This window comes from Geobacillus vulcani PSS1 (assembly GCF_000733845.1).
In the GTDB taxonomy this organism is placed as follows: Bacteria; Bacillota; Bacilli; order Bacillales; family Anoxybacillaceae; genus Geobacillus; species Geobacillus vulcani.
In genome coordinates this window covers 2,732,007-2,745,473 of record NZ_JPOI01000001.1, presented here as the reverse complement: position 1 = coordinate 2,745,473, position 13,467 = coordinate 2,732,007, and the positions used below count along the sequence as shown (strand labels likewise).

General features: G+C 47.1%; 12 protein-coding genes. 8 read left to right on the top strand and 4 right to left on the bottom strand.

Annotated elements, in window-relative coordinates:
- The first annotated feature begins 14 nt into the window (after window positions 1-14).
- From N685_RS0114695 to N685_RS0114680, 4 genes are all read left to right on the top strand, one after another.
- The gene (locus N685_RS0114695) at window positions 15-497 is read left to right on the top strand and encodes a PH domain-containing protein (RefSeq protein WP_031409570.1); all 483 of its coding nucleotides are present in this window, start codon (window positions 15-17) and stop codon (window positions 495-497) included.
- Entirely contained in the window at window positions 487-1,935 is a 1,449-nt protein-coding gene (locus tag N685_RS0114690; RefSeq protein WP_031409568.1) for a PH domain-containing protein, read from the top strand. The genes N685_RS0114695 and N685_RS0114690 overlap by 11 nt, the downstream gene beginning before the upstream one ends.
- Window positions 1,932-2,087, top strand: coding sequence for a hypothetical protein (locus tag N685_RS19630; protein WP_156961399.1), 156 nt, complete (start codon window positions 1,932-1,934; stop codon window positions 2,085-2,087). The genes N685_RS0114690 and N685_RS19630 overlap by 4 nt, the downstream gene beginning before the upstream one ends.
- A 255-nt stretch (window positions 2,088-2,342) precedes the next feature.
- Window positions 2,343-3,551, top strand: a complete 1,209-nt coding sequence (locus N685_RS0114680) for a DNA polymerase IV (RefSeq protein WP_031409565.1) — start codon at window positions 2,343-2,345, stop codon at window positions 3,549-3,551.
- 79 nt (window positions 3,552-3,630) lie between these two features.
- Here the strand turns inward: N685_RS0114680 and N685_RS0114675 are convergent, their stop codons facing one another.
- Window positions 3,631-5,469, bottom strand: a complete 1,839-nt coding sequence (locus N685_RS0114675; RefSeq protein WP_031409563.1) for a hypothetical protein — start codon at window positions 5,467-5,469, stop codon at window positions 3,631-3,633.
- A 199-nt stretch (window positions 5,470-5,668) separates the two neighbouring features.
- Here N685_RS0114675 and N685_RS0114670 point away from each other — a divergent pair, with 199 nt between their 5' ends.
- Window positions 5,669-6,304: a BMQ_0737 family morphogenetic spore coat protein gene (locus tag N685_RS0114670; protein ID WP_031409561.1), complete on the top strand. Its 636-nt coding sequence runs from the start codon at window positions 5,669-5,671 to the stop codon at window positions 6,302-6,304.
- A gap of 169 nt (window positions 6,305-6,473) precedes the next feature.
- Window positions 6,474-7,049: a hypothetical protein gene (locus tag N685_RS0114665; protein ID WP_031409559.1), complete on the top strand. Its 576-nt coding sequence runs from the start codon at window positions 6,474-6,476 to the stop codon at window positions 7,047-7,049.
- Window positions 7,050-7,190: 141 nt separating this feature from the next.
- Here N685_RS0114665 and N685_RS0114660 read toward each other — a convergent pair whose 3' ends face one another.
- Window positions 7,191-7,673, bottom strand: a complete 483-nt coding sequence (locus N685_RS0114660) for a hypothetical protein (RefSeq protein WP_031409557.1) — start codon at window positions 7,671-7,673, stop codon at window positions 7,191-7,193.
- Window positions 7,674-8,023: 350 nt separating this feature from the next.
- On the opposite strand from N685_RS0114660, the gene N685_RS18485 reads away from it, so the two are divergent.
- Window positions 8,024-9,193: a hypothetical protein gene (locus tag N685_RS18485; RefSeq protein WP_051870823.1), complete on the top strand. Its 1,170-nt coding sequence runs from the start codon at window positions 8,024-8,026 to the stop codon at window positions 9,191-9,193.
- A gap of 46 nt (window positions 9,194-9,239) precedes the next feature.
- Window positions 9,240-9,908, top strand: coding sequence for a hypothetical protein (locus tag N685_RS0114650; protein ID WP_031409553.1), 669 nt, complete (start codon window positions 9,240-9,242; stop codon window positions 9,906-9,908).
- 274 nt (window positions 9,909-10,182) lie between these two features.
- Here N685_RS0114650 and N685_RS0114645 read toward each other — a convergent pair whose 3' ends face one another.
- Both N685_RS0114645 and speD read right to left on the bottom strand, forming a co-directional pair.
- Window positions 10,183-11,529, bottom strand: coding sequence for an arsenic transporter (locus N685_RS0114645; RefSeq protein ID WP_051870822.1), 1,347 nt, complete (start codon window positions 11,527-11,529; stop codon window positions 10,183-10,185).
- A 622-nt stretch (window positions 11,530-12,151) separates the two neighbouring features.
- A complete protein-coding gene (gene speD, locus N685_RS0114640) occupies window positions 12,152-13,450 on the bottom strand; it encodes an adenosylmethionine decarboxylase (protein WP_031409549.1) in 1,299 nt (432 codons plus the stop codon).
- Window positions 13,451-13,467 lie beyond the last annotated feature (17 nt).

Below are 13,467 nucleotides of genomic sequence, written 5' to 3'. Positions count from 1 at the left end.
AGGAGATTGGTAAGATGCTTGCCAACAGCGGTAAACCGATTTCGGAAAAAGCCATCACCGTGTGGCGTTGGACCGGAGCGTTGTGGGCATTGGTTTCCGGCGCCGTCATTGTTGGAATGGCGTGGGTGCTGGCGCGCTTTCATGCCCCGAAATGGTGTTTGGGGATGTTAGCCTGCATCTGGTTGATCGAAGTGGTCCTATGGGTGGGATGGGTGCCTGTGCTTCGCCAGCGCCGTTGGCGTTACGCCATTCGCGAAGAAGAAATCGACATCCAGCGCGGGGTCTGGTCGACGAAGCGAACGCTCATTCCGATGACCCGCGTTCAGTATGTCGATGTGCGGCAAGGCCCGCTCCTGAAGCGGTATGGATTGGCTTCCATCGCTGTGTTTACGGCCGCGGCTGCTCATGAGATTCCCGCGCTGCCGGCGGACGAAGCCGAACAGCTTTGCCGTTTGATCGCCGAGTGGGCGAAGGTGGCGGATGACAATGACGCGTAAAGCAAAACGCCGCCTCCATCCGATTGCCATTATGGCCGGGGTGGGAAAAGAATTGAAAAATATGATCGCCCCTCTTCTTGTCATCGTGGCAGCCGGCAGTCGCCATGGGTTTTCATGGAACGATATTCTTGTGCCGTTGGCCGCTCTCATCTACACGCTCGTCATGGGCGTTCTTTCTTGGGTTCGTTTTACATATGAGTGGGATGACAGTTGCTTGGTCGTTGAAGAAGGCGTGTTTGTTCGCAAAAAACGTTCCATTCCGTTGGAGCGCATTCATGGAATTTCCATAACGGAAGGAATCTGGCAGCGCATCGCTGGGGTGGTTCAAGTACACGTAGAAACGCCGGGGAATGTTCCGGGAGAAGCGGAGGTCATTCTTCGCGCCATCGCCCGAAAAGAAGCTCGCGCTCTGCAACAATGCGTGGAACGAGCGAAAAACAGGAATGGACACGTCAATGAGCCGGAAGCAGCCGCCCATCGTTCGCTGTCCCCGTTGTTTACGTTAACGATGAAAGAAATTTGGATCGCCTCATTGACAAGCGGAGGGGCGCTCGGCGTGGTCGCCGCTTTATGTGCGTTTTTGTCGCAATTTAGCGACTTCATTCCGTATGAGGCGCTTGTCCGTGATATTCAGTCGACATGGAACGGACACGGACGGCGGTATATTGCTCTATTGATCTTGTCGATTCTCTTGGCCGCCTATGGGGTAGCCATCGTGCAAAATATGATCCGGTACGCTTCGTTTGTCGTGCGGAAACAAGAAGATACCATTGTGATTGCTCGCGGATGGTTGGAACGAAAAGCAGTGTCCGTCCCTGTTGACCGCGTCCAAGGTGTCGTCATTCATGAGAGTTGGCTGCGACGTTTTTTCGGATACGCCTCTGTGTCCATTATTCATGCCGGCGGGGCGCTTGATGGCGGACCATCAGGGGAAGTCGTTCTTTGTCCGCTGGTCAAAAAGCATCGCATCGTACCGATTGTTCAGGCTTGTTTGCCCGAGTATCGCCTCGATGTGCCGTTTTGTCCGCTTCCTCAGCGGGCAAAAAGCCGGTACATGCTTCGCCCGCTTTATTGGTTGACGATTCCGGTTGGAGTGGCCGCGTATATGGAGCGTCCGTGGGGAGCGGCCCTGTTGCTTGTGCTGCCGCTCGCCGCATGGATCGGGGCGCGGCGCTACCGAGCCGCCGGCTGGGCGCTTTCTTCGAAGCAGCTGTCTCTCCGCAGCGGCTGGTTTCGGCGAACGACCGCGCATTTGTTCAAGCGCCACGTCCAATCGTTGGAAATCGAAACGACATGGTGGCAACGAAAAAAACAGTTGGCGACGATCTCGGCTTCCGTCATGCCGGTCGGCACCTACTCCCGTGTCGTGGATGTGGATGAAAGAGATGCGGATTTGATCTATCGCTGGCTGCAAGGAGAAAGGAGCAACGAAACGTGATGAAAGCCTTTCTTCATGCGTTCATTTTTGCGTTTGGGCCCATTTTGCGGCAGCGTGCATTTTCGTATCATGGGTTTGGTTTGTGGGGCTGTCCCTCACCGGAAGAATGGTTGGCCGCCTTGATGGCAGCGGGAGAGGGCTGCGGTGGATGAACCGGATTTCCGCGCTCATAATCTGGGGAGTGGCCGGATATATGCTCGTTGGGTTATTTCACGGCTAGGCATCCTGCGCCTGCATGGTGTTTCCTCTGCATGGCTGGCAGAGGAAACTGTGAACATTCTAACCTCCTAAACCGACCCCGTTGGGCGCCAAAAGACTTTCCGCTTGTAGAAAAAGGGACTGTTTCTGGCGAACAAATGATCTGGTACAATAGAAACGAAGAAAACAGAAAAAGAAGGGGAAAGGACATGGCAACAGAACATGAATTCCGCGGACGGATCATTTTTCACGTCGACTGCAATTCGTTTTTCGCCAGCTGCGAGATCGCCCGCGACCCGTCGCTCCGGGAAAAGCCGGTGGTCGTAGCGGGGGACCCGAAAGAGCGAAAAGGGATCGTGCTGGCGGCGAACTATGTGGCAAAGCAACAGTTTGGCATCTACACGACGATGCCGCTCTGGGAAGCGAAAAAACGCTGTCCAGCGCTTGTCGTGCGCCCGCCGGATTTCATCTTTTACCGCGAGGTGAGCCGCCGCATGTTCCAATGGCTCGAGCGTTTCTCGCCTGTTTTGGAGCGCGCCTCGATCGATGAAGGCTATTTGGACATGACTGGCCGGACGCCAACGGTTCATCCGCCCGCGTTGGCGCGCCATATCCAGCAGGAACTGCTCGAGCGGTTGTCGATTCCGGTGAGCATCGGCATCGCCCCGAACAAATTTTTGGCAAAAATGGCGAGTGAGATGAAAAAGCCGCTTGGCATCAGCGTGCTGCGCAAACGAGACGTTCCGACCACGCTATGGCCGCTTCCAGTCGAACAGATGCATGGCGTCGGCGATAAAACGGCCGAAAAATTGTATACCCTAGGCCTTTATACGATTGGCGATGTGGCGAAGGCTGATCGGGCGTTGCTTGAGCAGGTGTTGGGCGTCTATGGCCCGCGCTTGCAGGAGCGGGCGAACGGCATCGACCCGCGTCCGGTTGATCCAGCAGCGGGGGAAAAGCGAAAATCGATTGGACACTCAACAACGCTGCCGTACGATATTGAGGAAGAACAGAAACTGCTCGCTGTCTTGCGCCAACTGGCCGAATCGGTCGGCGCCCGGATGAACGAAAAGCGGGTCGTCTCGCGGACCGTTCAGTTGACGATCCGCTACCACGACTTTCACACGATTACTCGCAGCCAAACGGAGGCAGAGCCGCTTCAAAAGGCGGAAGATCTCTTTTCTGTAGCGGCGCGATTGCTGAAAAAGCATTGGGACGGCCGTCCGGTGCGGCTTCTTGGCGTCGCTGCGCTTCATGTGTTTGACCGTGCAGGGGCGGTGAAGCAGCTCGATTTGTTTCATTATGAAGAGGACGCGAAAATGGAGACGCTTTGGAAAACGGTGGAACAGCTGCGGGAGAGATTCGGTGATCGTGCCTTGCAAATGGGCGTTGAGTTGCCGCGCGGCGTTCATTCATGACCCCTGTTGACTCATGGAAAAGGGAAGGGCGATGTTTTGGGGTAAAGTAGAAGAGGTGGGGCATATTCCCACCTCTTGGCTATTGCAAGATTTTTGTCTTTTTCAGGAGAGAGAACAGACTCCATTTTTGGTTTTTCCCGTCTTCTGTAGCCAAGACTTCTTCTGTCTGAGTCATCGTCTCATCTTGATTCTCTCTTTCCATTGATGAAGAAGATGAATGGGCAAAAGCAGGGGGAAGGGCCAGTGTGATTTCATTATGAGTGTCAGCATGCAGTCCTCCGTGTTCATTAGAAAAAACAGAAATGTGCGGTGTTGTTGACTTATTTTCCATTTTCATGAACGCTGCCTGGTCATTTGGCAAAACTAGAGATTCATGACTCTCTTGATGACTCTCGCACTTTTCTTTTTGATGTCTTGCTTTAAGTGGTTCTTGGTTTGTAGGTGTCTTGGTAGTCCTATTGGGGTTTTCCAAAGGGCTTGCCTCGTCCAATGGTGGTTCAATCTGAGCAGGACCAGAAAGAAGCGCTTGGTTTCCATTTATCCATTCGGGTTTTGCCTCAACTGATGGAGATGCATCTTTCGAATGTTCTGTAATAGAATGATCGCTAACATACTCCCTTTGAGTGTCTGTCTCCAATGTAGAGGGAACGGCGTTTGGAGATCTGTCCTCATCCTCTCCTAGAGATGACTGGTGTTGGGACGGATGCCGATGATGATAAGACGGATTTTCCGTTCGGACGTGTCTCGCTGGAATGGATTTTTGTGGGTAACGATGGGTTGTTGAAGTGTTGAAGGTATGTGATTCTTTTGTTTTTACGGGTGAGATTACGATGGGTTGTTTTGTGTCGTCCATAAATTCTTGTAATTTCAAAAAGCTATTGAGGGATGAGGAACTCTTTTCGGTTTGCTTTTTCTCAGGTGATGAATTTACTAGAGCGATTGATGATGTTTGATGTGCTTCAGATGGAGGAACATGTTTTGCAGCTAACAGCTGTATGATTTGAGACAGCATATTCTTCAATTCGCTCATATCGCCGTGCGAGTGCTCGTGGATTTGATCACTCCATGTTTTTATCAGATCGGCGATTTGGTTGGATAGGTGTTCGACTTCTGTTGAACAGCGCGATGTCTTTTCAACAATCGATTCTAACTCTACTTGTTGGTTCAAAATGTGTTTTTGCAGTATCAATAAATCTTTTTGTCTCTCCTGTTCCATTTGTGACAACTTTTCTTCCACTGCATGAAGTTTATCAGTCAAAATGCGGACTTCCTCTTTCAGTTTGTCTGTTTCAGGCTGATGGGCAGCCAATATTTTTTTTAGTTCTTCAACATCTTTCAATATTCTATCCGTATGTTTTTTCAAAACACTATAATCTTTTTCCATTGTTCCAATCCTTTCGTTCCAAGATGTCAATGAGTCGAGTGTGGATTGAAATGAAATATATTCGTTTATGAAAGAACGGTGAACCGAAAGTTCATGCTCAAGCAATCGTTTTTCCTCCTCCATTTTCCCCCTTTCCTTATCCCATTCAGCTTGTTTTTGTTTAAAGACATCGACTTCTTTTCCTAAAGATTCAATATGTTCTTCTTTTAATTCGGCTTGTTCTTTCCAGTAAGCGTATTCTACTTTGAATTGTTCAATCTCCTCGTGCAACGATTCATTTTCTTGCCTCATCCTTTCCAATGCTTCGGACAAGCGCCCCATCTCGTTGGTTTGTCTAGACAACGCTTCTTCATAATGACGGCATTTGGTGGCGAGTTCATTGTTTTCAGTCCTGAGTTGGTCCATTTGTTCGTGAAGATGGAGCCATTCTTCGCTAGATGCCAACGAAGCAAACAGCGTTTTATATTTGTCCAATTCGGATTTCAGGTGAATGATTTTTTGTTGTAATTGGATGCTTTTCGGCTCTCCGCTCACGGCTTCACCACCTTTTCAACCATTGGTCGTACGGAATTTGACCATTCTTTAGCAATTATATGCAAAAATGGAATGGATATTTACAGGGTGAATAATTACATATAATGAATAAAATGGGCATTATTACTATCACTTCCATAGTTTTGTAACATACTATACAGTAGCCTGAAAAAAATGAATGAAAGGAAGGTTATTGTGTATGCCCATTAATTTAGAGCAATTTGCTCAACAATTTGATCGCGAATGTATCCAAGTCTGTAAAGTATACGACTGGACAACACACGTTGTACAGCTCGCCCAGGATATCACCTTTACGTTTCCAACCGGGTCCTTAACCGGGGTCACGATTTCTCAGGTCAATTGTTCCATCACCTTGTTAGAGTGTGCCGAGGACGCTCGCCGCGATATTGAATGTACAGTAGGAAATCAAATTGTAACCTTGCAAGCCGTCACTTTAAGCAAAACGATTCAAGTCGTATTAGAGGTGACAGGAACGAACACAACGGGTGCCCAAGTCACGGTTGTCAGCAACCCCGCATTGATCACGACCAGCGAAGAAGTGATCCTTTGTGCTCCAGAAGGCACAACGGTATGTTGCAATGCTGTGCAAAATACCTTTAATACTTGCCGCGTAGGAGCGTTTACGCAAAGCGGAAACAACATTACCGCGAATATTTCGGTCAGAATTTGCCAAAGTATTGTAGTGACCTTTGAAGTCATTTTAGAAGTCGCCGCAAGATTCTGCCAGCCTCGTCCGGAAATCATCTGCGAAGAAGAATGTCCTGTGGATGTCTTCCCGCCGCAATGCCCAGCTGTCTTTCCAACGATGATGTAAACAGATGGTTTCTTTTGTCCCACAAAAAAGAGGAGATCACTCCTCTTTTTTTATACATATAACATTAGTAAAAGAATCGTTACACACAAAAAGTTTCATGATCCATTTTTGCTCTCCATTTAGGCATGGGAATAGGCAGTGTACACATTGATAGAAAAGGAGGAATAAGATGAGCAGTCTAGCGGACATGGAAAGTAAAATCCAGGCCATCGAGAAGGAGCTCCACATTGTCAAACAAGCGTTAAAAGAGATGAAAAGTTTGCCTCAACATAACAAGCATGATGGAATTCAAGCCATTTGTTATTTCACTTATTCATTATTGCTTCCGAAAGCAAAGGGACATAAAGGGACGGTCGCGGCGAACTTCATTATTCGCAATATGGGTTCGAACCCGTTGGACCATCCTTTCATCTGCTTACGGGTCACCCCAAAAGAACGCATCGCTTTGTCAGCAAAATTAGGGGATGGGATTCAGTATGACCAACGTATTAATCCATTAGTAATGGAGTCGTGGAACTATATGAGCGAACAAGCGGAGCAAATGGGGGAAGAGAAAGGGGAGTTTTGGTTAAAGCCGGTTCGAGTATCACGAATTGAACCAGGACAAAGCCTTTCATTTTCCAATTTCCAATTCCAATTCGAAATGGGGGAAGAACAAATGACCTACAAAATGGAAGGATTCTTCTTCTGCCAACAGTTTCCCCAAGGGGTTCGAGCATTGAATCATATTATCATTCATCTTTGACTTGATCCATCTTACACGGCAGGGCCGATTTTGCCACCATGACTGATTCGTGTTCCACAAATTGTTCGGAGCAATAAAGCAAAATCAAGCTGACTCAATGATGGTTGGTATGTCTGTCATTGAGTCAGCCCTTTTGATTCGTTATGCGTTTCTGACGACAAGAGCATTCAAGGCGCGAGTTTCAGCTGTGATGCTGCTTAACAAAGTCGATAGAATTGCACCGTTCGTTTCAATAACAATACGATACACATGCGTGCCCACGCCTGGTACATCGACCCATGTCAAGTTCGGGAACAGTGTCGTGTTGGCGGCAGCTGCTAATACAGGAAGCAGAGATTCGACATCAAGCGATGCAATGGGCGTAAAGGCTCCGCCGTTCGTTGAACGTTCTAAGCGATACGTGATGCCTGTCAAGGTTACGCCTGCTATGATAGCTAATACGGCCAATTCCAATTCAACCATCGAATCAAGTTTGACACGATCACCGCTGAGGGTCGTAATGGGCTGTAAACGAAGCACTTCCGTGACGGCTGTTCCTGTTAAGGGGATGGTAATGGGCAAATCTGTTGAAGACTGCGTAAAAAACAACTGTGGGAATAATCCACCATTGCACACACAAACCATTCATCTATCATCCTTTCCCAATAGTTTATATTTGGTACTACTGTATTAAATGATCATTTATGGAAAAATGATTCGGATGAATAACTATTTTTCGACCTATTTCCTGTAAATGGGAGAATAACTAATTAGGCGAGAAGATGAATGGACGCGAACGAGAGGCACTGATTCAAAGAAATCAAGAACTGCCTCCTGGCTTGGTTGCATCAGCAAGACCGATTCCCGGGGAACAACGTTGGGGGCTTATTTTTTCATAGTTAGGCGATGGACCTATGCATAATGTTTACAGGATACGTATATATACAGTATGAACACCCCTTATGGATAAAAAGACAGGGAGGCGTTATTGAGATATGACGTTATATGGCATGAATGACCATTCCATCCCTTCGCGCTCCAACGATGAATTGGCGCCGTTAATTGGGAAGACAGTCACCATTTATCGTGGAGGTCCGGAATCCAAAACCGGTAAATTGCTTGATGTCCAATCCGACTATCTTTCTCTTATGGACGGGTCATCCGTCATTTATTATGCGCTGCACCATGTTCAAAGCATCACCGAAAACGCCAAACAGAATTCGATCCCTTCTGTTTCCGATTTGGCCAACCCGTCCGATACGGAGATCCCCGCGGGATTCAGCTGCTTTCATGAACTGTTACAACATTTGGTCGATGCTTATATTCAGGTCAATCAAGGTGGGCCTGAATCCAAACAAGGCACATTATTAGGCGTTAATGACGACCATATTGTCCTGTTCACCCGGGATGATGGGGTTGTGTTTTATCATCTTCAACATATTAAAAGTATCAGCCTGCCTATCAAACGTGAAGAAACCGCACCAGAAGCCGGCTCATCAGCAAATGAAGCGGTGGACAACGTCTCTCCATCATCGGCAGATGATGTTTCTCCATCACCAGAGGACACCTCTACACATCAGGAAACGCTCTCTCCTCCTCCATATGTCAACGCGCAAAATTTGTCAGATTTATTGGCCCATTTAACGCATACATGGGTGGCCATAAACCGAGGAGGACCTGAAGCGATTGAAGGGATTCTTGTTCCCGGCGGCAGCGGATATTATACGATTGTCAATGGAAATGAAATTATTCGAGTTCATCCTCATCACATCAAAAGCATCAGCTGCGGCCCCAAGGGAGCATTTCAAGCGGTGACGGCGGGAGAACGCCAAGGAGACGGCGAGAACCAGGGAGAACAAAAACAGCAGGAGCCGCAAGCATCCCATCAGGAGAAAAAAGGGGAAAAGGAAGACGAACAGCACAAGAAGGAGAAAGAAAAGAAAAAGAAGGGGGAGGAAAAGGCCAAAGACGACAAGAAAACAGATTCCGCTGAGACAAAAGAAGAGAAGAGTGAAAAGGAGAAAAAAGGAAAGGAAGAAAACCACAAGATAAAAAAACACGAGGAAGACAAGAATAAAGAGAAAAAAGGCGACCCTCATGAAAAATCAAAGAAAAAAGATGAGGAGAAGCCAAAAAAAGAGGATCAAAACCACAAACATGACTAACGTGCAACAGGCAGCATTCACCTGAAATCAAAAAGGATGAGAGGCAATGGATCCATTAAAAACACTGTTAGGAAAACATGTGAAAATGGAGATTTCCGGGGGGACAACGGTTCAAGGGGTTCTTGTCGACTTTGGGTTGGATATTGTGGTGATCTATACAGGAAAAGAATATTTGTATGTCCCCCATTTGCATATTCATTACATTAAACGCCACACCGATCCCTCTTTCGAAATCGCTAGTCCTTTTCCAGAAGTCCCGTTGCAGGAAGAATCGGGAATCTCTTATCGAAAAACGTTATTAAATGCCAAAGGTCGATTTGTTGAAATTTATGTCATTGGAAATAAATCAATCCATGGCTATATTACCAATGTGTTCAATGATTACTTCGTTTTTTATTCACCGGTTTATAAAGCCATGCTCATTTCGCTGAATCATTTAAAATGGTTGACTCCTTACCAGAAAAATATCACGCCTTACACATTAGGAAACGATGTGCTGCCGGTGCAGCCAACTTCGCTTTCGCTGCAACGGTCCTTGGAGGAACAGCTCAAAAAGATGGAAGGACAATTAGTCATTTTCGATTTGGGTGATCACCCGATGAAAATCGGCCTGTTAAAGCGCGTACAAAACAATATTGCCGAACTTGTCACAGCGGGTGGAGATTCGATTTATTGGAAGGTGATTCATTTAAAGACCGTCCATTCTCCATCTTGACCCCCTCCTTATGGTTTCTTCGTTTAAGGAGGGCGGGTTTTCTCGATCAGGATGATCCATAAAGAAGGAGGACGCAGCAAGAGAATGGAGCGAACAAGGCTGTACAATGAACCGGAGATTTACATGCGCATCACCGACTTTCTCCCTATTCCAAACAGAAATGGGTTTACAGGATGGCGCGTGGCACATTCGACTGAGCAGCGTTTCACTACTGTGTTGGTATGCAAAAAATCCCTCCTAGCGTCATAAAGCAAAGGAGGGATTTTTTATGGGTTTACATAAATAGAATGGAAATCCAACTATACAGCATGGCCAGCGTAAAGACAACAGTCAGTGGAATAACGAGCAAAGTAATTCTGATATAGGCTGTCCATGAAACGGGACAGCGATGTTGATGTAAAATATGCATCCATAGCAAGGTAGCGAGCGTTCCCGTCGGCAAGAGGAGCGAACCGATATCGCTGCCGATGATCATGGAGGCGTAAGCGGCCTTGGCAATAAGCGGATCCATGTTCATTTCTGTCAACGCCAAGGTTCCAATCATGAGGGCAGGGTGGTTATTAAATAGATTGGATAAAACAGACAGCATCGATCCCATGACAAACATCGATGAAAACATATCCGACGCATGCAATCCCGACAGCTTTGTCACATAATGGCTCAACCCGATGTGGTTCAGGCCGTAAATGATGACATACATCCCGAAAGCAAACATAAGAATGTGCCAAGGTGCTTTTCTTAATACATCGTATGGGCTCATCTTTAAAGCATACCACCGCCATCCTAATAGTACACATGATCCTGTGAGCGCGACCACTTCAATGGGAATATGCATGTATGAAGCGGCAAACAGGCTCAACCGGATGGTTAGCACGAACAGAAGAATCATCTTCATTTTGTTTTCCGATACTTTCATCTCATCGTAGGCGGAACGGTTCTGCAAAGGATGATGAAAAAACGAGAGGGGAGTAATAGGAACCGCCATTGGTGGCAATGTTTTCGGGATATCGTGATAAAAAACGAGAAACAACAACCCCAGCAAAAACAACAGCCCAAGCACTGAGGGAACAAACATCATCGCTGTCTGCATGTATAAGTTCATATCGATGATTTTTAATGAAATTAAATTGACCATGTTGCTTACGCCGATCGGGGCGCTCGAGGCGGTGGCAATCAACGCCCCGCTGATGAGATACGGTAATTTCTGATGTTTTTTCAGCTGAAAGCTGTTTAAAAGCAACAGTAAAATCGGCGTCGTGATCATGATGCTGCCGTCATTGTTAAAAAAAAGCGTCATCAGAAAACAAAGAGCGTTGGTGTACCAAAATAACCGGATCCCTGACCCATTGGAACGCTGAGCAAGAAGAGAGGCAATCCAATGAAAAAAACCGATGCTTTCGAGCACAAGTGCCATGACAAGAGTTGAAATGATGGTCATGGCTGCCCCGCTTACTTTGATGCTAATATCCATGAGATGAGACGCGTTCACCGCTCCGCTGGCGATGACGATTAGCGCACCGATGGTTGCGGGAATGGCCTCATTCATTCCTTTAGGGCGCCAGTAAATGAGCATGATCGTAAAGAAAAAGGCAAAGAGGACCATAGCTGATGTAATAGACATCACTCCTTTCGCGTTTTTCCGATTTCTTTTGTTCCGTTCATCTCTTTCCATTGTCTATATATGTCTATATAGCTTGTTTGTACTGTATATATATGTGTCCTAAAATCATCTTGTCCTGTGCTATTCGTGCAATTTCTGCAAAATCCGCATTTGTTCGCCATAGATGATCGTCCAAAAGGGAAATGGATGCACGGGAGAAAGGCGGCGGGGTTATTCCGAGCATTGGATGACCAACATTTCCCAGCAAGCAATAGAGCCTGCATGAATATGAGCTGCCAAAGGAAAAGTGCAGTAAAACAAGAGGCAAATGTCTCGGCAGGTCATATGCCTGTTCATGTTTTCTGTCCATATGTTAGAAGGACGCATCGAAGCCTCGTCTGAACCAAAAAAGGCGTGAAAAAACGGGGCGTGTGCGCATCCATGACCGATATGAAACGGTGTTATGATCTTTCCATGAACCCTGTCAGATGTTAGAGTACAAAGCCCGTGTAATGTAAATATAGGTAAAAGTGATGGTCGTTGATTCCAATCTGGAGAGAGCGCTTTAACAAAAAAAAGGCGGCAGGCTGATCCCGTGCCGCATTTTTTTCTAATCGGCCGCATTATGCGGCCGATATGGAGGCTATGCATACTCCTGATGAAATACATGGTGCAAGATGGAATGTTGCTTGGAATTGACAAAAGCCATTTTTTTCTTTTCCAAAATATTAGGAGGAAACTCTAATAATGTCTTCAGATCAGCCGGCAAGGTAGGGCAAGATATTGGCGGGCGCTGATGTTTCCACGAAATAGAAGCGTTGGCCCCGATATGGAACCCCCAATCTCCAAAGGAGGGAACAATCGTATGGTAACTAAGGATTTGAAATCCTGCGCTTTCGATGGTTTTCCCTATGCTCCAAAAGACGATAGGCGTATCTTCAGGAGAAGAAGATTGACAGACAAACACCCCTTCTTCAGCGAGAGAATCACGCAACAGGGTGTAAAATTCGGTTGTATACAAATCGCTGGTTGTTGGATCGGTCGGATCTGGAAAATCAATGATAATGATGGGGTACGGGGCGGGACGGGAAGCAAGAAAGTCGACTGCGTTCTGAGGATGAATGGTGACACGGCGGTCATGGAGTGAGTATTGGTTCAAATCCGCTAAACGTTTGACATGCTTCGCCGCATGCAATACAAAAGGGTCTAAATCAACAAGGTCAACATGTTTGACATCGTCGTATTTGAGCACCTCTCTGAGCGCCAAACCGTCGCCGCCACCTAAAATGAGCACCCGTTCGCGATTCGGAGCGAAAGTGAAGATAGGATGAACAAGCGCCTCATGGTAAATCCGTTCATCGAGAGAGCTGAACTGCAGCTGCTCGTCTAAGTACATTCTGACATCCGTTGCTTCAATTAGGTGGATGTGTTGAAAGGCGCTTTTTTCTTGGAACAAGCTTGTATGTGGGTGACGCAGCAGTTCTTTCAGCCCAATTTGGTCCCACTTGTCCCCGCGGGCAATGGCGCTGCCATGTTGTGTATGCAGGGCAGGACTGGGATCAAAAGAGTTCACTTCCTTGCCGCAAATCAGTTGGGGTGTTGCTCTTCCCCGTGGGACAGCGTAAATGACGGCTCTTTTTGCTCCGATTCCTTTTAACAGACACTCCACTTGGTCCGTTGGGTCGTGTTCCCCGCATGTGTAAAAATCGAATGACGCATACCGTTCCTCCGGCCATGTGTGCACGGAAAGATGGGAAGTGGATAAGACGAGCATGCCGGTGATTCCTTGTGGTTGGAATGGATGAAAATACGAATACAACACGGTCATGCCCGCTTCTTGTGCCGCTTTGGCAAGCAATTGTTCCAAGTGGACAATATGATTGAGCCGAGCAGGATCGCACTCAAAGGCATCAATGATGATGTGCTTTCCTTCAATATTCAATTCGCTCTCATCCCTTT